This window comes from Gemmatimonadetes bacterium SCN 70-22 (assembly GCA_001724275.1).
Classification (GTDB): Bacteria; Gemmatimonadota; Gemmatimonadetes; order Gemmatimonadales; family Gemmatimonadaceae; genus SCN-70-22.
Window position 1 is genome coordinate 20443 of sequence record MEDZ01000030.1, and the last position, 21205, is coordinate 41647.

Here is a 21205-nt window from a genome sequence, read left to right on the forward strand (position 1 = left end):
TCCCGTCTGCTTACTTCACCTTGCTGATGATCTCTTCCGCCTTGCTCTTCGGCACTTCCTCGTAGTGTGAGAACTCCATCGAGTACACCGCGCGGCCCTGCGACATCGAGCGGAGCTTGGTGGAGTAGCCGAACATCTCCGAGAGAGGCACCGTGGCGGCAATCACCTGCGCCTCCCCGCGCTGCGTCATGCCGCCGATCTTCCCGCGGCGCGACGACAGGTCGCCAAGGACGTCGCCCATGTACGACTCCGGGCTCACGACCTCGACCTTCATCATGGGCTCGAGGATGCACGGGGAGGCCTGCTTCGCCCCCTCCTTGAACGCCATCGAACCCGCAATCTTGAACGCCATCTCGCTCGAGTCGACCTCGTGGTACGACCCGTACACGAGCTGGACCTTCACGTCGACCATCGGGTAGCCGGCCAGCACGCCGTTCTCCAGCGCTTCCTTGATCCCCTGTTCCACGGGACCGATGTATTCGCGCGGAACCACGCCGCCCACGATCTTGTCCTCGAACACGAACCCCTGCCCTGCCTCGGCCGGCTCGATGTTGATGACCACGTGGCCGTACTGCCCCTTGCCCCCCGACTGCCGGATGAACTTCCCCTCGACCTTCTCGGCCCGGCGGCGAATCGTCTCGCGATAGGCCACCTGCGGACGCCCCACGTTCGCGTCCACCTTGAACTCGCGCATCATGCGGTCGACGATGATCTCGAGATGCAGCTCGCCCATCCCGGAGATGATCGTCTGTCCCGTCTCCGCGTCCGTGTGCACGCGGAACGTCGGGTCCTCTTCGGCGAGCTTGTTCAGCGCCACGCCCAGCTTGTCCTGGTCGGCCTTGGTCTTCGGCTCGATCGCCACGTCGATGACGGGCGTCGGGAACTTCATCGCCTCGAGGATGATCGGCTTCTCGTCGTCGCACATCGTGTCGCCGGTGCGCGTGTCCTTGAGCCCGATCGCCGCCGCGATGTCGCCCGCCCGCACTTCCTCGATCTCCTCACGCTTGTTGGCGTGCATCTGGAGGAGGCGCCCGACGCGCTCGCGCTTGTCCTTCGTCGAGTTGTACACGTAGCTCCCCGACTTCAGGACCCCCGAATACACCCGGAAGAACGTCAGCTTCCCGACGAACGGGTCGGTCGCGATCTTGAACGCCAGCGCCGCAAAGGGCGCCTGGTCCGACACCGCCCGCGTCTCGAAGGTCTCGTCGTGGTGCGGGAGGTGCCCCTGCACCGCCTCGATGTCCACCGGCGCCGGAAGGAAGTCGACCACCGCATCGAGCAGCGCCTGCACCCCCTTGTTCTTGAACGACGCGCCACACAGGATCGGCGTGAACTTCATCGCGCACGTCGCCGTGCGGATCAGCCCGCGGATCTCGTCGACCGACAGCTCCTCGCCGGCCAGGTAGCGCTCCATCAGCACCTCGTCATGCTCGACGATCGCCTCGATCAACTCGTGGCGCGCCCGCTCCACCACCTCCCGGAACTCCTCCGGTACCTCGCGCACGTCGAACGTCCGGCCCAACGTCTCTTCGTGGAAGATGTACTCCTTCCGCTCCACGACGTCGATGTGTCCCGTGAACAGCTCGCCCGAGCCCACCGGGAGCTGGATCGGGCAGGCGTTCTTCGTCAGGCGGTCGCGGATCATCGCGACGCAGCGCTCGAAGTTCGCCCCCACGCGGTCCATCTTGTTGGCGAACACCATGCGCGGAACCTTGTACCGGTCCGCCTGCCGCCACACCGTCTCCGTCTGCGGCTCCACCCCCGCCACCGAATCGAGCAGCGTCACCGCCCCGTCGAGCACCCGCAGCGACCGCTCCACCTCGACCGTGAAGTCCACGTGCCCCGGCGTGTCGATGATGTTGACGCGGTACTCCGGCCCCGTCCCCTGCTGGTGGCTCTGGCCGTGCCGGCGCCAGAAGCACGTCGTCGCCGCGGACGTGATCGTGATCCCGCGCTCCTGCTCCTGCTCCATCCAGTCCATCGTGGCGGCGCCATCGTGGACCTCGCCAAGCTTGTGGCTCTTGCCGGTATAGTACAGGATGCGCTCGGTCGTCGTCGTCTTCCCGGCATCGATGTGGGCCATGATGCCGATGTTGCGATAGTGCTCGAGCGGAGTCGTACGAGGCATTGGTGTCTTCTAGGCGTTAGGCGGCGTGGTATCCCACGCACGGCCGAATCTCACATCAGCAAAAATGCGGGTGGACCATGGCGCTCCTTCAGGCAGGAGCCGGTATCCATCCGCTGCCGCCGGGTACACCCGCCACTGCTGCACGAGTGGGGACCCATGGCGCGCCAGGCCATCCCGGCCTGACGTCGAATTGTCCTGCGTTGCTTTTCGGGAACCCGGCATCGCATCGATGCCGCGCCGGTTTCCTGCACCCCCGCGACGTCGCGGGCCCATAAGTGCCGACTCGCAGTTCGTCGGCTTCGCTCGGCTGGACCAGCACCCCGTAGGGCCCGCTTCAGCCGCACCCCGCACCCAACGGAAGATCCGCCGCGTATCGGGAGCCGAGGAATCTGGTCGGGCGGGAAGCGAAAGTCAATGCGCGAGTTAGCCCGACTTTCCCGTCAGCGCGCTATCCCCACCACGTAGCGCAGCCAATCACCCGCCCGCGGCAGGTGCCGGAACGCCCGCAGCACCCCCCCCTCCCGCCTGCTCGGGTCGACGTTCTCCGGCGCCATGTCGTCCAGCAGCCACGGACGCGCGCTCCCGTGCCCCGAGCGCGCCGGCTGGATCGCCGCCGTCCACAACGTCCGACGCAACCACTGCGACGGGCACCGCTCCGGCGAGGGAAACATCTCCCGGGCGGCGTGCCGCTCGCACATCCCCCGAAAGCTCGTCGTCACCGAGCGCCCCAACCGCTCCATCACCTCCGCCGGCACCTCCGCCCCCACCAGCTGGCCGGCCAGCCGGAACGTCCAGTAGCTGACCGACTCGGCCCGGTATCGACGCGCCAGCCCCTCGAACCGCGCCCAGTCGATCCCCGCATCGATCAGCGCAATCATGTCCCGAAACGCCCGCCACGCCCCGAACAGCAGCATGTGCGACCACGCGTAATGAATGCAGGTGTGAAGGAGGAGGAGCTCGCGCGTGGGGACCGACGCCGTCCCGGCGCCGATGCGCACCGTCTCCCCCTCCCGGAACAGCTCCGCCGCGCCGAGCCCGAAGGGATTCCCCTCCACCATCAGCTCCCGATGCAGCTCCAGGCGCGTGTCCAACCCGCGTTCGTCCACGAGCGGCGGATAGTGATGGTGCCGCTCGTAGCGCTCGAGGGGGTACGCGCCCGCGTCCCATCGCCACCCCACCTCCTGGAGCGCCGCGAAGGCGGCGTCCCCTTCCCGCTCCGGAACCACGAGGTCCACGTCGCCCATCGGCCGATCGGCGAACGAGCCGTACACCGTGACCGCCAGCGCCCCCCCCTTGAGCAGGAGCACCGGGATGCCGCGCGCGTTCAGGTGCGCAAGCGTGGCCCCGATGCGCTCGCCCAGATAGCCGGCCGAGAAGTCGGCGATCATCGCCATCCGTTCGAACGACGAGCGTACCTCCGGCGGCATCGACGGCGGCACGTCCGCCTTCACGCGACGCCACACGATCGCCGTCGCGCGCTCCCGATCGGCCATCTCCAGCAGGCGCCCCCAGTTCACCTCCCCACCGCGTGCCAGCGCGGCCAGCTCCCGGTCGGTCGCCGACGACCCTGCCGCCAGCACGAGAAGGCGAGCTTCGGGAGACAGCCGGTCGAGCAGGCGCGGGGTGGAGGTCATCGTCAGTACTGCGAGAGGGTCCCGCGCCGGCGCGCATGTGCCAGCGCCAGCGTCATCGCCAGGATCCCCAGCGACAGCAGGCACCCGGCAAAGGCCGCCAGCATCAGGACGTCATCCTTCAGCTGCGGAAGCGCGCGCCCCTCGAGCACCGCCTGCCGGATCGCCCGCAACCCGTACGTCATCGGGACGAACTCCGAAACGGTGTACACCCACGACGGGATCACGCTCGTCGGCCAATATACGCCGCCAAGGAACCCCGAGGTGGCGATGACCAGCTGCGGGATGGAGAGCGTCGTCCGGAAGGCGACCATGAGCCCCGTCGCCACGAGGGCGATCCCGAAATGCGCCACGGCCAGGAGCGCCACCACGAGCGCGACCTCGGGGAGCCGCGCGGCCGACATGTTCACCCCGAGGATCGCCGCCAGGGCGAGCATGATCGCACCGCGGACGACGGTGAACAGGACCGGATACGCCACCAACCCGACGAGGATCGTGGGGGTCCCCACGGGGGCGCCCAGCAGCGCCTCGAAAAAGCCGTTGTTGATGTCGCCCGACACCTGGGTCGGGAGCGAGTCCACGCACATCACCACGAACGACATCACCACGAAGCCGACGATGAGAAAGGCGAAGAAATCCTTCCCCTCGGCCTGGATCGTGGGCCCCATCATCGGCTGCAATGCGCGGGCGACGAAGAACACGGGGACGACGGTGACCAGCGACGTCACCAGCGCCTGGATGAAGCGCACCCGATAGCTCGATGCGGTCAGGAACGACGCCCTGAGCAGCGCCGCGATCGCCCGGAAGTTCACGCGCCCTCCCGCGAGCGCCGGACGACCCGGTCGATGAGCGCCGCCAGCGAGACGGGAACACGCTCCAACGCCGCGACGGGGATCCCGTGGGTGACGAGCTGGGCGAGCAGCGCTGCCGCGCCCTCCGCCCCTCCGCGAATCTCCAACGCCACCGGGTGCCACCCCTCGAGCTCACGCAGGGCGACCGGGGCGGACTCGAAGTCCCCCTCGTCGCCCGCCACGGCATGCGTGGCGAAGAGCGGATGTCCGGGCTGCGTGGTCCACGCCACGTACCGGTTCCCTGCAAGCTCCTGCGCCAGCTCCGACGCCACCCCCAGCGCCAGGAGCCGCCCCCCGTCCAGGACGGCAACCCGGTGACACAGGTCGAAGGCCTCCTCGGCGCTATGGGTGGCGATGATCACGGCGCACTGCCGGCGCTCGGCCAGCTCCTCGCGGAGGAATCGGCGGAAGCTGCGCGCCGAGATGGGGTCGAGGCTGCGCGTCGGCTCGTCGAGGAGGAGGACGCGAGGGTCCGCGAGCAGGGCCCGCGCGATCAGGAGACGCTGCATCATCCCCGACGAGAACTGTCCCACGAGCTTGCTCGCCGTGTCGCGCAGGTCCACCACGCCGAGCACGTCGTCGACCCTCGCGGCGATGTCGCCGGCGGGAACGCGCCACAGCCGGGCGAAGAGCTCGAGGTTCTCCCGCGCCGTGAGCCGCCAGTAGAGGCTCCGCTCGCTGGCGATCACCGGGACCACGAGGGCACGCGCCCGCTCGGGCTCGGCCGCCACGTCGACCCCCTCGACCAGCGCCTCCCCCGCATCGGGGGTGATGAAGGTGGCGAGCATCTTGAGCAGCGTCGTCTTGCCGGCGCCGTTGGGGCCGAGGAGGCCGAAGAACTCGCCGCGCCCGACATCGAAGCTCACCCCGTCCACGCTGGTGATCCAGCGCTTCTCGAACGGGCGCCGGAACGTCGCCCCCCACCCGCGGCGCACCGGGAAGCGCTTGGTGAGCGCTCGCACGCAGACGCTGGCGTCCGTCGCCGACGGCGCCATGCCTAACGCTTGCCGCCGCCGTGCGCCGTGGCCAGCAGCTCGAAGCCACGCACGTGCGCCCGCGAATCGCCCACGATCTCGCCCGAGAACTCGACCCAGGCGTGCGCGGCGATGCGCGCGTCGTCAGGACGCACGCCGATGCGGACGATCGCGCCGGCGATCCCCTCGCGCTCGAGGAGCGTGGTGATCGCCAGCGAGCGCGCCAGGCACTGCGGACGGGTGAGGCCGTGCAGCGCGACCCGGCGCACGGCGTCGCCGATCTCCCTCGCGCGTGGCAGCTGGCGGGGATCCGCCGTCCCCCCGGACGCCGGATGGCCGGCACTCCAGTCGTCGAGCAAGGCGCCGGTCGGGCGGCGGCGCAGCGCCCACTGCGCTTGCCAGAGCGACCACTGCGCCGCCAGCAGGTCGCGCCATTCGCGCGCCGAGAGCGTCAGGAGCTTACGGACGAGTCGCATCGGAGGCGTCGTCCTCCGGGCGCGGCGGTGTCACGAGTCCGTTGGCGGCGAGCTGTTCCAGGAACCGCCGGGCATCGCCCCGGACCACCTCGGCACTGACGTCGGAGTAGTCGGCCACCAGGGCGGCGCAGAGCTCGTCGAACGTCCGGGTCGCCGGGGGGAGGAGCTCCCAGATGCGGGCACCGACGGTGTTCACGCCGAAGTAGACCTCGCTGGTCGTCGAGAACAGGACTCCTCCCTCGGGAAGGGCCCGGAAGATCGCGGACTCCGATGGCCTCGGCAGCAACCTGTCAGTACTCGACACCACAACGCCTCCCGACTCGAATGGACACCGCGACTACGACTCACCGGCGCGTGCATCGGTCACACGCACCGACGTGGCAGGCACGGCCGGTTCGACGGCCCGGCAACGCGTTGGGCACCCGTCGCCCCCACCACTCCTTCCCACGCCCCAGTGCAGATTTGGTGCCCCGCCTTCCGGGATCCAGGCGCCCGTGCGATCCCGGAGGGGGGCGGCACCACCGGCGGAAATCTCGACACGCGGGGTGACAGCGTGCAAGCGCCCCACAGGGAATGCCGCGCCAAAACGACAGCGGGCGGCCCGAAGGCCGCCCGCTACGCCACATCCCGAAATGAGCCTACCAGCGGTAGTGCGCGAAAGCCTTGTTGGCCTCGGCCATGCGGTGGGTGTCTTCCTTCTTCTTGACCGCGTTGCCTTCGCCCTTCGAGGCGGCGATGACCTCGGCGGCGAGCTTCTCGGCCATCGACTTCTCGTTGCGATCGCGCGAGTAGCTGATGAGCCAGCGCATGGCCAGGGCCGTGCGGCGCTCGGGGCGCACTTCGACCGGGACCTGGTAGGTGGCGCCGCCGACGCGGCGCGACTTGACCTCGATGACCGGCTTGAGGTTCGCCAGCGCCTGCTTGAAGACGTTCACGCCCGGCTGGCTCGTCTTGGACTCGACGATGTCCATGGCCCCGTAGAAGAGGCGCTCGGCGTTGGACTTCTTCCCTTCGAACATCAGGGAGTTGATGAACTTCGAGACAGTCTGGCTGTCATAGCGCGCATCCGCGAGAACGGGACGCTTCACCGACTTCTTACGGCGGCTCACTTCTTCTTACCTCCAGCAGGGGCGGCGCCCGCCTTGGGCTTCTTGGTGCCGTACTTCGAACGGCTGCGGTTGCGGCCATTGACGCCAGCGGCGTCCAGGGTCCCGCGGACAATGTGGTAACGCACCCCGGGGAGGTCCTTCACACGGCCACCGCGCACGAGCACGATCGAGTGCTCCTGCAGGTTGTGCCCTTCACCCGGAATGTAGGCGATCACTTCGATCTGGTTCGTCAGGCGAACCTTGGCCACCTTGCGCAGCGCCGAGTTCGGCTTCTTGGGCGTGGTGGTGTACACGCGGGTGCACACACCGCGGCGGAACGGATTCGCCTTGAGCGCCGGCGACTTTTCCTTCTTGAGAACGTCCTTGCGCGCGCGCCGGACGAGCTGATTGATCGTTGGCATCCAGAACCAGTTCGTGAATCGACTTCTACGTGGATCGCCCCGTATGGGCGGCACGGAACAGAACGATGAAATTAGAGGCCCCGACTCGCGGAAGCAAGGTGCATGCCCCACACGAGCCGGGCCGTCGCCCCCGAACCCCTCCCCTGACGAAGACGCCCGGGCACGAGGCCCGGGCGTCTCGCCCATGAACACGGTCCCGCAGGCGCGGGTTACAGCTCGTCGTTCCCGCCGAAGCTGAACGTGCTGTCGGCGAAGCTCGCCGAGAAGACGCCGGGGAGCGGCTCCTCGGTCATCGGCAGCTCCGGGGTCGGCTGCGGAAGCTCCGCCCCCTCGATCTCCACGTCGTTGTACCGGTATTGCCCGGTCCCGGCGGGGATGAGGTGCCCGATGATGATGTTCTCCTTGAGCCCCATCAGGTCGTCCCGCGCGCCGCGGATGGCGGCATCGGTGAGGACCCGCGTGGTCTCCTGGAACGACGCCGCCGAGATGAACGACTGCGTCGTCAGCGACGCCTTCGTGATCCCCAGCAGGAGCGGTTCGGCCGTCGCCGGCTTCTCCTTCCGCTTCTTCGCGCGATCGTTCTGCTCGCGGAACACCTGCTTGTCGACGTGCTCCCCCTCGAGGAACTCCGTGTCGCCCGGATCGACGATGCGGACCTTCTGGAGCATCTGCTTCACGATCACGCCGATGTGCTTGTCGGAGATCTTCACGCCCTGCAGGCGATAGACCTCCTGCACCTCGTTGAGCAGGTACTCCTGCACCGCACGCGGCCCCTTGATGCGGAGGATGTCGTGCGGGTTCACCGGCCCTTCCGTCAGGCGGTCGCCGGCGCGCACGCGGTCGCCCTCGTGCACGCGCAAGTGCTTGCCGGCGGGCACCTCGTACAGCTGCGCCTCGCCCTCGGCCTCCTGCCCCGGCTGGCCCGGCGTGACGAACACCTCGCGCTTGCCGCGCTTGATGTCGCCGAAGCGCACGATGCCGTCCACCTCGGAGATGGTCGCCGGGTCCTTCGGGCGACGCGCCTCGAAGAGCTCGGCCACACGCGGCAGGCCCCCCGTGATGTCGCGCGTCTTGTACGCCTCACGCGACACCTTCGCGATCGTGTCGCCGGCGAAGATCTCATCGCCATCCTCGGCGACGAGCACGGCGCCGACCGGGATGACGAAGTCGCGGACGCGCTTCTCCTTCCCGCCCTTCGTCTGCCAGATCTCGATGTGCGGGTGAAGCTTCTTCTCGCGATCCTCGATGATGACGCGCTGGCGCAGCCCGGTGAGCTCGTCCAGCTCCTCGGACACCGACTCGTCCTCCACGATGTCGACGAAGCGGATCGTCCCCTCGACGTCGGCGAGAATGGGGTTGGTGTACGGGTCCCAGGTGAAGATCACCTGCTCCTTCTTCACCTCGTCCTTGTCCTTCACGAACAGGGTCGCGCCCAGCGGGACCGCCAGTCGCGCGGCGATCGCCGCGCTCGGGTCGGCCGACGCGCGGATGGTGATCTCGCCCTCGTACGAGGTGACCACCTGCTGCCCCTCGCGGTTCTTCACCGTCACGAGGCGATCGCCGAACTCGATGATCCCCGCGACCTTCGACCGGCGGGCCGTCTGCTCGGCGATACGCGCCGCGGTGCCACCGATGTGGAAGGTGCGCAGCGTGAGCTGCGTCCCCGGCTCGCCGATGGACTGCGCGGCGATGATCCCGACCGCCTCGCCCAGGTCGACCATCTTCATGGTCGCCAGGTTGCGCCCGTAGCACATGCGGCACAGCCCGCGCTTGGCCTCGCAGGTGAGGACCGAGCGAATCTTGACGGTGTCGATCCCTGCCTCCTCGATCGCGCGCGCGGCCTCCTCGTCGATGAGCTGGCCGGCCTCGGCGAGCACCAGGTAGCGCCCCGCCTCGTCGCGCACGTGCGGATCCACGACGTCCTCGGCGGCCACGGTGCCCACGATGCGCTCCGACAGCGCCTCGATGACATCCTCGCCCTCCTTCAGCGCCGCGACCTCGAGCCCCTGGATCGTGCCGCAATCCTCCTCGGCGATCGTGACGTCCTGCGCCACGTCGACGAGACGGCGCGTGAGATAGCCGGCGTCGGCGGTCTTGAGCGCCGTGTCGGCCAGCCCCTTGCGCGCCCCGTGCGTCGAGATGAAGTACTCGAGCACCGAGAGCCCTTCACGGAAGTTCGACTTGATGGGGCTCTCGATGATCTCGCCGATGCCGCCGGTGAGCTTCTTCTGCGGCTTGGCCATGAGGCCGCGCATCCCCGCCAGCTGGCGGATCTGGTCGCGGCTGCCGCGGGAGCCGGAGTCGAACATCATGAACACCGGGTTGAAGCCCGCGTGCGACTCGCGCATCGCCTTGACCATCGCGTCGGCGACATCGGAATTCGCGTGCGTCCAGGTGTCGATGACCTTGTTGTATCGCTCACCGTTCGTGATGTTGCCCGTCTGGTAGGCGCGCTGGAAGCGCTCGACGCGCTCCTCGGCCTCCTTGAGCAGCGTCGCCTTGTCGCCCGGGATGTGCAGGTCCTCGATCCCGATCGACACGCCACCGCGGGTGGCGTTGGCGAAGCCGAACTCCTTCAGGCGGTCGAGGAACTCCACCGTCTTGGAGAGCCCCGCCTTGCGGAAGGTCTCGAAGACGAGCTCGCCGAGCGCCTTCTTCTTCATGTCGCGGTTCTGGAAGCTCACCTCGGCCGGGATGATCGCGTTGAACAGCACGCGACCGACCGTGGTGACCACCCACCGGTGCTCGCCCTCGCGGTCCACGAGGAAGCGGATCGGGGTGTGGTGCTTCACGCGCCCCATCGCCAGCGCCATCTCGGCCTCGGCCGTGCTCCCGATGGTCCGCAGCTTCGCGACCGCCTTCGGATCCTTGGCGATCTTGTCGAAGTCGGCCCCCTGCTTGGTGGCGAAGTAGCAGCCGAGCACGATGTCCTGCGACGGCTCCGAGATCGGGCGGCCATCGGAGGGCTTGAGGATGTTGTTCGAGGAGAGCATCAGGAGGCGCGCCTCCAGCTGGGCCTCGAACGACAGCGGGACGTGCACCGCCATCTGGTCGCCGTCGAAGTCGGCGTTGAACGCCGCGCAGACGAGCGGGTGGATGCGGATGGCCTTCCCTTCCACGAGCACCGGCTCGAACGCCTGGATGCCCAGGCGGTGCAGCGTCGGCGCCCGGTTGAGGAGCACCGGGTGGTCCCTGATGATCTCCTCGAGGATCTCGTAGACCTCGGGGCTCTCGCGCTCCACGATCTTCTTGGCGCGCTTGACCGTCTCGGCGATCCCCTTCTCGACGAGCTTGTGGATGATGAACGGCTTGAAGAGCTCCAGCGCCATGGCCTTCGGGAGGCCGCACTGGTGCAGCTTGAGCTCGGGTCCGACGACGATGACCGAACGCCCCGAGTAGTCGACGCGCTTGCCCAGCAGGTTCTGGCGGAAGCGCCCCTGCTTCCCCTTGAGCATGTCGGAGAGCGACTTGAGCGGGCGCTTGCCGCGGCCGCGAATCGCCTTCGAACGGCGCCCGTTGTCGAACAGGGCGTCGACCGCCTCCTGCAGCATGCGCTTCTCGTTGCGGAGGATGACCTCCGGCGCACGGTGCGTGATGAGCTTCATCAACCGGTTGTTGCGGTTGATGACGCGGCGGTACAGGTCGTTGAGGTCGGAGGTGGCGAAGCGCCCGCCGTCGAGCGGGACCAGCGGACGGAGATCGGGCGGGATCACCGGGATCACGTCCATGATCATCCACTCCGGCTTGTTGCGCACGCCGCCGGCATCGCCCGAGTTGCGGAAGGCGTCGACGATCTTGAGCCGCTTGAGCATCTGCTTCTTGCGATGCTGCGACGACTCGTCGACGACGCTGCGGCGCAGCTGCTCGGCGACCTTGTCGACGTCGATGCGCTTGAGGAGCTCGCGCACCGCCGGCGCCCCGATGTCGGCCTGGAAGAGGGTGTCACCCTCCTCCTTCGCCTTCGCCTTCAGGTCCAGGTACAGGTCCTCGTCGAGGAGCTGGTTGGCCCGGACCTCCTGGTTGCCCGGCTCGATGACGACGTAGTTCGAGTAGTAGATGACCTTCTCGAGGTCACGGAGCGTGAGGTCGAGCAGGTTCCCCATCGGCGAGGGGAGCGTCTTGAAGAACCAGATGTGCGCCACCGGGACGGCGAGCTCGATGTGTCCCATGCGCTCGCGGCGCACCTTGGACAGCGTGACCTCGACGCCGCAGCGGTCGCAGATGACCCCGCGGTAGCGGATGCGCTTGTACTTGCCGCAATGGCACTCCCAGTCCTTCACCGGGCCGAAGATGCGCTCGCAGAACAGGCCGTCCTTCTCCGGCTTGAACGAGCGGTAGTTGATCGTCTCGGGCTTGGTGACCTCGCCCCACGACCACCACTGCCGGAGCCCCTGCATCTCCTGGCGCTCGCGCTCCTTCGGGTCCTTCGGGCCGCGGATCTCCTCCGGCGACGCGATGCGGACCTGGATGTAGTCGAACGACGAGGCACGCGTCTCGCGCGCGCTGCGGAAATCGATCATGGGTTACACCTCACCTTCGGTGGTGAATCCGGCGCCGCCTGCGGCGCCGTTCCCGTTCGCCTCACCCTTCGCCCCCATCTTCACGTAGATGCCCAGCGCCTGCAGTTCCTTGACGAGGACGTTGAACGACTCGGGGGTCCCCGGCTCGGGGAGGTTCTGCCCCTTCACGATCGCCTCGTACACGCGCGACCGGCCGTTCACGTCGTCCGACTTGACCGTCAGGATCTCCTGCAGGGTGTGGGCGGCGCCGTACGCCTCCAGCGCCCACACCTCCATCTCCCCGAAGCGCTGGCCACCAAACTGCGCCTTGCCGGCCAGCGGCTGCTGGGTGACGAGCGAGTAGGGGCCGATGGAGCGCGCGTGGATCTTGTCGTCGACCAGGTGCGACAGCTTGAGCATGTAGATCTCGCCCACCGTCACCGGGAAGGCGAAGCGCTCGCCGCTGCGGCCGTCGCGCAGCTGCATCTTCCCGCCGGGGGTGATCCCCGCCAGGCGCATCAGCTCGATTGCCGCCTTCTCCACGTCGGCCTCGGACTTCTTGCCCAGCATGGCCGCCAGCGCCGGGAGCTCGAGATCCTCGAGGACCTCCTGCGCCGAGCGCCCGAGGCGCTTCTCGACCGCCCTGGCGGCCGCCTTCATCTCGGCGCGGTACTGCGGCGTCGCCGACTCGTCCTCGCAGGCCACCTGGTGGAAGGCGAGCTGGTTCTTCAGCTCCGCCTCCTCACGCTCGGCCAGCGTGCGCGCCGCGTACGCCAGGAACTCGCGCACCCGGTTGAACACGTCCTTGGTCTCGGCCGTCATCGCGCGACCACCGAGGTCGTTGATCGACGCGTCGGCCAGCAGCGCCACCTGTTCCGGCGCCGACGTGTCGGGGCGGAAGTCCCGGGTGATGTGCCGGATGTCCTCGTCGCCGATGCCCAGCGCCGTGCCCGTCAGCCCCATCGTCTCGCGGGCCCAGGACAGCCCGGCGAGCTTCAGCAGCATGCCGATCTCGCGCTCGTTGGCCCCCTGGAAGACCGGCGTCTTGGCATAGAACCCGAGGATCCGCGCCGCCCACCCCAGGTGGGTCTCGAGGATCTGCCCCACGTTCATCCGCGACGGCACGCCTAACGGGTTGAGCACGATGTCGACCGGACGCCCGTCGGGAAGGAACGGCATGTCCTCCTCGGGGACGACCCGGGCCACGATGCCCTTGTTCCCGTGGCGGCCGGCCATCTTGTCACCCACCGAGATCTTGCGCTTCTCCGCCAGGTACACCTTCACCAGCTGGATCACCCCCGGCGGGAGCTCGTCCGGCTGCAGGATGCGGTCGATGCGCTCCTCCGCCTTCTCCTCGAGGCGCGCCTTCTCCTCGTTGGCCGCGTCGATGATCTCGCGCATCCGGTCGTTGACCTTCTTGTTCTCCACCCGGAAGGTCTTGAGGTCGAGCTGGGCGAAGCGCAGGTCGCGCAGGATCTCCTTCGTCAGCACCGTCCCGGTGGCGATCCCTTCCTCCACCGTCCCTGCCTTGAGCGCCAGCGCCACCGTCTGCCCTTCGAGCAGCACCTTCAGCTCCTCGTCGCGCACCTCGTTGACGCGCACCTTCTCCTCGCCCTCGAGGCGCCGCACCTCACCGATGCGCTCCCCGCGGTCCTTCTCGACCACCTGGTCCTCGATGCGCGAGAAGATCTTCACGTCGATGACCACGCCCTCCATCCCCGGCGACACCTTCAGCGACGAGTCCTTCACGTCCTTCGCCTTCTCGCCGAAGATCGCGGTCAGGAGCTTCTCTTCCGGCGACAGCTCCGTCTCTCCCTTCGGCGTGATCTTGCCGACCAGGATGTCGCCCGGCTTCACGTGGGCGCCGATGCGCACGATGCCGCGCTCGTCGAGGTCGACCAGCGACTCCTCGGCGACGTTCGGGATCTCGCGCGTGATCTCCTCCTGCCCGCGCTTGGTGTCGCGCACGTGCAGTTCGAGCTCCTGGATGTGGATCGACGAGTACACGTCATCCTTCACCAGGCGCTCGGAGAGGACGATGGCGTCCTCGAAATTGTGCCCGTACCACGGCATGAACGCCACCAGGACGTTCGAGCCCAGCGCCAGCTGCCCCATCTCGGTCGCCGCGCCGTCGGCCAGCACGTCGCCAGCCTTCACCTTCTGGCCAAGGCGGACGATCGGGCGCTGGTTGATGGCGGTGTCCTGGTTGGTGCGCCAGTACTTCTTGATCTTGTAACGGTCCTGCTGCGTGAGGCGCTCGAGCGGCTTGTCGTCGGCCGTGCGCGTTCGCTCGGCCGGGCCGGCGTCGACGATGATCTCGTCGGCCGTCACACGCGTCACCACCCCCGAACGCCGCGCGATCACCACCGCGCCGGAGTCCCGGGCCACCTTCGCCTCCAGCCCCGTCCCCACGAGCGGGGTCTGCGGGTTGACGAGCGGGACCGCCTGTCGCTGCATGTTCGACCCCATCAGCGCCCGGTTCGCGTCGTCATGCTCGAGGAACGGGATGATCGCGGCGGCGATCGAGACCAGCTGCTCGGGCGCCACGTCCATGAAGTCGATGCGATCCGGCGAGACCGCCGGGAAGTCGTCGCGCCAGCGGCACAGCACCAGGTCGTCGGCGAACGAGCCGTCGGCGTTGAGCTTGGCGTTGGCCTGCGCGATGACCGTCTCCTCCTCGCGATTGGCGTCGAGCCAGGCGAGCTCCTTCGTCACCTTCCCGTTCTTGACCACCAGGTAGGGCGTCTCGACGAAGCCCAGGTCGTTGACCCGCGCAAAGCACGCCAGCGACGTGATGAGGCCGATGTTCGGCCCTTCCGGCGTCTCGATCGGGCACATGCGCCCGTACTGCGAGTAGTGCACGTCGCGCACCTCGAAGCCCGCGCGCTCGCGCGTGAGCCCGCCAGGGCCAAGCGCCGAGAGGCGCCGCTTGTGCGTCAGCTCGGCCAGCGGGTTCGTCTGGTCCATGAACTGCGACAGCTGCGACGAGCCGAAGAACGCCTGGATCACCGCGCTCACCGTGCGCGCGTTGACCAGGTCGTCGAGCGAGATCTTCTCCGGGTCGGTGTTGATCGACATGCGCTCCTTGACCAGGCGCGCCATGCGGGAGAGGCCGACCGAGAACTGGTTGGCGATGAGCTCGCCGACCGACCGGATGCGACGGTTCCCCAGGTGGTCGATGTCATCGACGTAGCCGCGCCCCTCGTGGAGCTCCACGAGGTAGCGGAGGATGGCGATGAAGTCCTCCTTGGTGAGGACCGTCGTGCTCGCCTTCTCCTTGAGGCCGAGGCGCTGGTTGATCTTGTAGCGCCCCACGCGTCCGAGGTCGTAGCGCTTGGGGGAGAAGAAGAGGCGCTCGAGCGCCTGCTTCGCCGTCTCCTTGTTGGGCGCGTCGCCCGGGCGCAGCAGCGTGTAGATCGAGTTCAGCGCCTTCCCCTCACCCGCCTCCGGATCGTTCCCCCACCCCTGCTTCTTGCGCTCCTCGGGGGTGATGTGCTTCGGGTCCGTCGGGTCCTTGCCGATCGTGTTCTTGATCAGCGCCGACTCGGCACGTCCCGACGGAACGAAGACCTGCACCTTCACGATGTCGGCCTTCCGGATGCGCTTGATGAGCGACTCCTTGAGCGCGGCCCCGGCGTCGGCGACGACCTCCCCCGTCTCGGGGTCGACCACGTCGTGCGACAGGACGCGCGGCGCCGGGCGCTCCCCGCGCTCGATCGCGTCCACCTCGTCGCGGAGGTCGATCGTCATGTACGACGAGAAGACCTTGATGGTCTTGATCCCCTGGCGCACGAGGCGGTTGAGGATCTCCTCGGTGAGCTCGTCGCCCTCGCGGACGAGGAGGTCGGCGGCGGCGCGCTCGGCGGCGGCGCGGGCCTTCTTCGTCTTGGCCTTGGGAGCGTCCGGGTCGGCCTCCTCGCCGGCCAGCGTGATGTCCTCGGCGACGATGGCGCCCAGGACCTCGCGCGTCTCGGCGCGCCCCTCACGCTTCTTCGTGAGGTCGAGGTCGCGGACGGCGAAGAAGAGCCGGAGGATGTCCGAGTTGGCGCCATAGCCGAAGGCGCGCAACAGGGCCGTGGCCGGGAACTTCTTCTTCTTGTCGATGTGGACGTAGATCACGTCGTGGATGTCGACCGTGAACTCCACCCACGACCCGCGGAACGGGATGATGCGCGAGGAGATGAGGCGCTGCCCGTTGGGGTGCGTCGACTCCTCGAAGACGACGCCCGGCGAGCGGTGCAGCTGGCTCACGATCACGCGCTCGGCGCCGTTGATGACGAACGTGCCGAGGTCGGTGAGGAGCGGCAACTCGCCGAGGTAGACTTCCTTCTCGATGATGTTGCGCGGGCGCTTGACGCCGTTGACGTCCTCGTTGATGACCAGGCGCAGCGTCGCCTTGAGCGGCGCCGAGTAGGTCATGTCCCGCTCGATGCACTCCTCGACGGAGTACTTCGGCTCGCCAAGGTTGTACTTGACGAACTCCAGCGAGAAGTTCTCGTGGACGTCGGTGATGGGGAAGAGATCCTTGAAGACACGCTCGAGGCCGATGTCCTCACGGTCGTGCGAGGCCGCATCCAGCTGGAGGAGCGTCTCGAACGCTCGGGTCTGGATGTCGAGGAGATGGGGCATCCCCATTCCTTCGTCGAGCTTTCCAAATGTGATCTGCTTCATCAATTCAGGCATGTTTCACCCGCGCACAGGCGAAAACGGCCCCACTCCCGGGCGCGCCGCGATTGGCGCGATCGAGAGGGAGGCGGAGGAAGGAGCTGCGGAAGTGGTACGGTACGGCTGAATCACTGAGCGGAGGCTGGAGCTGAAGGAGTAAGGGAGACGGGAGACGGGAGACGGAGGACGGGAGACGGGAGGGCGGCGGCCTTGGGCCGCCGCGTCATCCTGAATCCCGAGGGGGTCGCGAGCTGCCACGCAGCGAGCACTCCCGTCCCCCGTCTCCCGTCTCCCGTCCGCCCTTCCTTACTTGACCTCCACCGCCGCGCCTTCGGCTTCCAGCTTCGCCTTGATCTGGGCGGCTTCGTCCTTGGACACGCCGGCCTTGATCTCCTTCGGCGCGCTGTCGACGAGGTCCTTGGCTTCCTTCAGGCCGAGGCCCGTCAGCTCGCGGACGACCTTGATGACCTGGATCTTCTTGGCGCCGGCTTCCTTGAGCACGACGCTGAACTCCGTCTGCTCCTCGGCCGCCGGGGCCGCCGCGGCCGCACCGCCAGCCGCACCACCGGCGGCGACGGCCGCGATGGTGACGTTGAACTTGGACTTGAAGGCTTCGATGAGGTCGGCGAGCTCGATGACCGACATGCTGCCGATCGCGTCGAGGATCTCGTCCTTGCTCAGGGTCGTAGGCATGATCTGTATTCTCCGTGTGGGACCCAGGCGATCCTGGGATTGTTGGTTCACAATTCCATGGCGGGGGAGTGAAGGGATGGCGGCGCGGGGTGCTGCTCCCGACTCCCGACTCCCGTCTCCCGTCTCGCCTGGGGCTTAGGCGTTCTCGAGCTGCTCCTTTCTCGCTTCGAGGGCGAGGGCGAACATCATCAGGACACTGTTGAGCGCGCTGACGAACTGCGACAGTGCCTCCTCACGCGTCGGGAGCGTCGCGAGCTTCTTGATGGTCGCGTCGTCGACGGCGTTCCCTTCGTACAGCCCCCCCTTCACGGCGGGCTTCTGGTCGTTCTCCTTCGCGAAGTCGACCAGCACCTTGGCGGCCGTGATCGCGTCCTTGGCCACCACCACGCCCGTTGGCCCCTTGAGGCGGCCTCCGGTGAGGCCGCTCTCGTTCACGGCCCGGATCGCGAGGGTGTTCTTGATGACGACGTACTCGACGCCGGCCTTGCGGAGGCGGCGGCGCAGCTCGGTCATCCGCTTCACGTTGAGCCCGGTGAAGTCGGTGAAGTAGAGCGCGGTTGCGCCCTTGATCTTGTCGCTGAGCTCGGTAACGAGCTGCTCCTTCTCGGATTTCTTCATCGCTCGTTAACCCCGATACGGAGTGGTGTCCACGCGAACGCCGGGGCCCATGGTGCTGGAGACCGAGACGTTCTTGACGTACACGCCCTTGGCCGCCGCCGGCTTGGACCGGACGATCTGGTCCATGAAGGCGGTGAAGTTGGTCTCGAGCGCCTCGATCCCGAACGACACCTTGCCGATGGCCGCATGCACGTTGCCGCCCTTGTCCACGCGGAACTCGATCTTCCCCGCCTTGGACTCGCGAACTGCCTGCCCCACGTTCATGGTGACCGTCCCGGCCTTGGGGTTCGGCATCAGTCCGCGGGGACCGAGCACGCGCCCCAGCTGGCCCACCTGGCCCATCTGGTCGGGGGTGGCGATCATCACGTCGAAGTCGAGCCAGCCGTCCTTGATCTTCTGGAGGTTCTCGACGCCGACGAAGTCGGCCCCGGCCTCCTCCGCCTCGCGCGCCTTCTCACCGACGGCGATGACGAGGACCCGGACCGTCTTCCCGGTGCCGGCCGGGAGGACGACCGTCCCGCGCACGACCTGGTCGGCGTGGCGCGGATCGACCCCCAGACGGACCGCGACCTCGACGGTCTCGTCGAACTTGGCGAAGGCGGAGCTCTTCACGAGCTCGAGCGCCTGGCGCGCCTGGTACGACAGCGCCGCATCGACCTTCTTCGCCGCGGTGGTGAACTGCTTGCCGTGAGTGCGCATCAGTCCTTCACCTCGACTCCCATCGAGCGCGCGGCGCCTGCCACCATCGACATGGCCGACTCGATCGAGTCACAGTTGAGGTCCGGCATCTTCACTTCGGCAATCTTCTTGACCTGCGCCTTGCTGATCGATCCGACCTTCACGCGGTTGGGCTGCCCCGACCCCTTTTCCAGTCCGAGCTCCTTCATGATCAGGATCGCCGCGGGCGGCGTCTTGAGGATGAAGGTGAACGACTTGTCCGAGTAGATCGTGATCTCGACGGGGAGGATCAAGCCATCCTGGCTCTGCGTCCGAGCGTTGAACTCCTTGCAGAACTGCATGATGTTGATCCCCTGCGGGCCGAGAGCCGTACCCACCGGAGGAGCCGGATTCGCGCGCCCCGCGGGGATCTGGAGCTTGACGAACCCGCTGACCTTCTTTGCCATTGGTCTCCTCTGCGTGCGAGCGCGTGATGCACCGCGGTGCGCAGGGCCGTGCACACGGCCAGGCACACTGCCGTGCCCGACGGAAAACCCATCGAGCGCGCCCAGACTCCCACCGTGTATTTCACGTCGTCGTGGTTTCCGACGGTGCGCTCCTCGCCGCTGAGCGGCCGCCCCGCGCAAGGGCCGGTGACTGCATCGGTCGCCGAGGGGCGGTTGCCCGCGCTCTGGCGCACCTGCACCGGGATCCTGTCGAACCGGGGCGCTGCAGTTCCCTCACGCCCCCGCCGATCCCCCGGCGTCTTGCCCTGCCTGTCGTGCGTCGTGTCCTGTCTCCGGGCGCCCCCCGGTGCCGGCGGGCGCCGGGATCCCGTCAATAGGCCTTCAGCTGCAAGTAGTCGAGCTCGACCGAGGTCGGGCGCCCGAAGAGGGAGACCATGACGCGGACCTTCCCCTTGTCGGGCATCACTTCCTCGACCGTGCCGTTGAAGTCGGTGAACGGCCCCTCCGTGATCGCCACGGCCTGGCCGACCAGGAACGGGATCTCCTCGCGCGGCGCGGCTTCCTCGACCTCCTCGGCGATCCCGAGCAGGCGCCGGACTTCCTCCGGCCGAAGCGCCATCGGCTCCCGGGTGGGAGCGCCCAGGCCGTGCTGCACGAACTTGATGACGCCCTGGATTCCGTTGATGATGTGCGCCGTCTCCTGGTTCCAGAGCATCTCGACGAGCACGTAGCCGGGATACAGCTTGCGCTCGACCGTGACCTTCTTGCCGTTCTTGATCTCCACGACTTCCTGCGTCGGGACGAGCGCCTGACGGATCAGCCGCTCCTCCGGCGCGCGGGGATCCTGCTCGATCTTCCGCTGGATGAGCGACTTGACCTTGTTCTCGTGACCGGCCGTCGTCTGGATGGCGTACCAGCGGTGTTCCACGGCTCAGCCCCCGAACAGCGAGGGGATCCAGCGCACGAGCACCTGCTGGAACACCAGGTCCATCAGGGCGATGACGCCGCCGATGAAGAGCGACAGCACGATGACCCCGATGGACAGCTGGCGCACCTGCGGCACGTCAGGCCACGTCACCTTCCGCATCTCGGCCATCACGTCGTGATAGAAGGCGACGAGGCGTTGCACCCAGCTCGCGCTGGCAGCTTGGGTAGTCACGGCTACTTCGTTTCCTTGTGCGTCTGGTGCTTGTTGCAGCGCGGGCAGTACTTCTTCCACTCCACGCGCTCGGGGTGCGTGCGCTTGTTCTTCGTGGTGAAGTAGTTCCGGTTCTTACACTCGCCGCAGGCGAGGATGATCTTGTCGCGAGGCATGGAACACCAGAAGACGAGAAGACGAGAAGACGAGAAGACGAGGCCTCAGCGCCCCACCATGCCGGGCACCAGCCTCATCCCTCGACGGAATTGCATTTGCGGACCTGCACCTGCCACGCCCGCCAGGGCGCTGCACCCGCCCCAAGCACGCGACCGGGATTGAACCGGTGACCTCACCCTTACCAAGGGTGTGCTCTACCGACTGAGCTACGCGTGCGACCTCGTGCCACACCTACAAGCCAACTGCCGGCCCTCCCCTCCCCTCCCGCCCCTCGCCCCACCGGCCAACCCTACAGAGCGGGAGACGGGGCTCGAACCCGCGACCTCAAGCTTGGAAGGCTCGCGCTCTACCAACTGAGCTACTCCCGCATCGTGCCATACCTAACGACTCCCGCAACGCCCTCCGATGGTGGGGGAAGGATTCGAACCTTCGAAGGCATACGCCGGCAGATTTACAGTCTGCTCCCGTTGGCCACTTGGGTACCCCACCTAACGCCCCGCTGCATCGCCCCCGCCCGCGTCCCCGGCAAGCTGACGGCGAGACTCGAACTCGCGACCACCTGATTACAAATCAGGAGCTCTACCAACTGAGCTACGTCAGCGACTTCCCCGCCATTTTGCGCGAGACACATACGATAGTGGGACCTGCAACTCGTGTCAACTCAACCAGATACACCAGACTCCCCCGCGCCTCGCCCCGGCACCCCACCCCCCAGACCCCT

The 21205-nt window shown here is 67.6% G+C and carries 17 protein-coding genes and 4 tRNA genes; all 21 read right to left on the reverse strand.

Annotation, left to right across the window (positions count from 1 at the left end):
* Positions 1–10: 10 nt before the first annotated feature.
* Entirely contained in the window at positions 11–2128 is a 2118-nt protein-coding gene (locus ABS52_14440; GenBank protein ID ODT02308.1) for a translation elongation factor G, read from the reverse strand.
* Positions 2129–2568: 440 nt separating this feature from the next.
* On the reverse strand, positions 2569–3762 hold the full coding sequence (locus tag ABS52_14445) for a hypothetical protein (GenBank protein ID ODT02309.1): 1194 nt from the start codon (positions 3760–3762) through the stop codon (positions 2569–2571).
* 2 nt (positions 3763–3764) lie between these two features.
* The gene (locus ABS52_14450) at positions 3765–4571 is read right to left on the reverse strand and encodes a hypothetical protein (GenBank protein ODT02310.1); all 807 of its coding nucleotides are present in this window, start codon (positions 4569–4571) and stop codon (positions 3765–3767) included.
* Positions 4568–5605 carry a hypothetical protein gene (locus tag ABS52_14455; GenBank protein ID ODT02311.1) on the reverse strand — a complete coding sequence of 346 codons (1038 nt, stop codon included), beginning with the start codon at positions 5603–5605 and terminating at the stop codon, positions 4568–4570. Before ABS52_14455 ends, ABS52_14450 begins: the two co-directional genes overlap by 4 nt.
* 2 nt (positions 5606–5607) lie before the next feature.
* Positions 5608–6060 (reverse strand): hypothetical protein, encoded by a 453-nt coding sequence (locus ABS52_14460; protein ODT02312.1) that lies wholly within the window; start codon positions 6058–6060, stop codon positions 5608–5610.
* Positions 6044–6346, reverse strand: coding sequence for a hypothetical protein (locus tag ABS52_14465; protein ID ODT02313.1), 303 nt, complete (start codon positions 6344–6346; stop codon positions 6044–6046). The genes ABS52_14460 and ABS52_14465 overlap by 17 nt, the downstream gene beginning before the upstream one ends.
* 352 nt (positions 6347–6698) lie before the next feature.
* The gene (locus tag ABS52_14470; protein ID ODT02314.1) at positions 6699–7169 is read right to left on the reverse strand and encodes a 30S ribosomal protein S7; all 471 of its coding nucleotides are present in this window, start codon (positions 7167–7169) and stop codon (positions 6699–6701) included.
* A complete protein-coding gene (locus ABS52_14475; protein ID ODT02315.1) occupies positions 7166–7570 on the reverse strand; it encodes a 30S ribosomal protein S12 in 405 nt (134 codons plus the stop codon). The genes ABS52_14470 and ABS52_14475 overlap by 4 nt, the downstream gene beginning before the upstream one ends.
* Before the next feature lie 209 nt (positions 7571–7779).
* On the reverse strand, positions 7780–12090 hold the full coding sequence (locus tag ABS52_14480) for a DNA-directed RNA polymerase subunit beta' (GenBank protein ODT02316.1): 4311 nt from the start codon (positions 12088–12090) through the stop codon (positions 7780–7782).
* A gap of 3 nt (positions 12091–12093) precedes the next feature.
* Positions 12094–16740, reverse strand: coding sequence for a DNA-directed RNA polymerase subunit beta (locus tag ABS52_14485; protein ODT02317.1), 4647 nt, complete (start codon positions 16738–16740; stop codon positions 12094–12096).
* Between the two features lie 300 nt (positions 16741–17040).
* A complete protein-coding gene (locus ABS52_14490) occupies positions 17041–17427 on the reverse strand; it encodes a 50S ribosomal protein L7/L12 (protein ODT02318.1) in 387 nt (128 codons plus the stop codon).
* Between the two features lie 135 nt (positions 17428–17562).
* Positions 17563–18045 carry a 50S ribosomal protein L10 gene (locus tag ABS52_14495; GenBank protein ODT02319.1) on the reverse strand — a complete coding sequence of 161 codons (483 nt, stop codon included), beginning with the start codon at positions 18043–18045 and terminating at the stop codon, positions 17563–17565.
* A 6-nt stretch (positions 18046–18051) separates the two neighbouring features.
* Entirely contained in the window at positions 18052–18744 is a 693-nt protein-coding gene (locus ABS52_14500) for a 50S ribosomal protein L1 (GenBank protein ODT02320.1), read from the reverse strand.
* A complete protein-coding gene (locus ABS52_14505; GenBank protein ODT02321.1) occupies positions 18744–19169 on the reverse strand; it encodes a 50S ribosomal protein L11 in 426 nt (141 codons plus the stop codon). The genes ABS52_14500 and ABS52_14505 overlap by 1 nt, the downstream gene beginning before the upstream one ends.
* Before the next feature lie 370 nt (positions 19170–19539).
* Entirely contained in the window at positions 19540–20097 is a 558-nt protein-coding gene (locus ABS52_14510) for a transcription termination/antitermination factor NusG (protein ID ODT02322.1), read from the reverse strand.
* Positions 20098–20100: 3 nt separating this feature from the next.
* Positions 20101–20328: a preprotein translocase subunit SecE gene (locus ABS52_14515; protein ODT02323.1), complete on the reverse strand. Its 228-nt coding sequence runs from the start codon at positions 20326–20328 to the stop codon at positions 20101–20103.
* A gap of 2 nt (positions 20329–20330) precedes the next feature.
* The gene (locus ABS52_14520; protein ID ODT02324.1) at positions 20331–20483 is read right to left on the reverse strand and encodes a 50S ribosomal protein L33; all 153 of its coding nucleotides are present in this window, start codon (positions 20481–20483) and stop codon (positions 20331–20333) included.
* A gap of 144 nt (positions 20484–20627) precedes the next feature.
* Positions 20628–20700: transfer RNA gene (locus ABS52_14525), tRNA-Thr, on the reverse strand.
* Positions 20701–20779: 79 nt separating this feature from the next.
* Positions 20780–20852 (reverse strand) — tRNA-Gly (locus tag ABS52_14530).
* 38 nt (positions 20853–20890) lie between these two features.
* Positions 20891–20973: transfer RNA gene (locus ABS52_14535), tRNA-Tyr, on the reverse strand.
* Positions 20974–21012: 39 nt separating this feature from the next.
* A tRNA-Thr gene (locus ABS52_14540) sits at positions 21013–21085 on the reverse strand.
* Positions 21086–21205 lie beyond the last annotated feature (120 nt).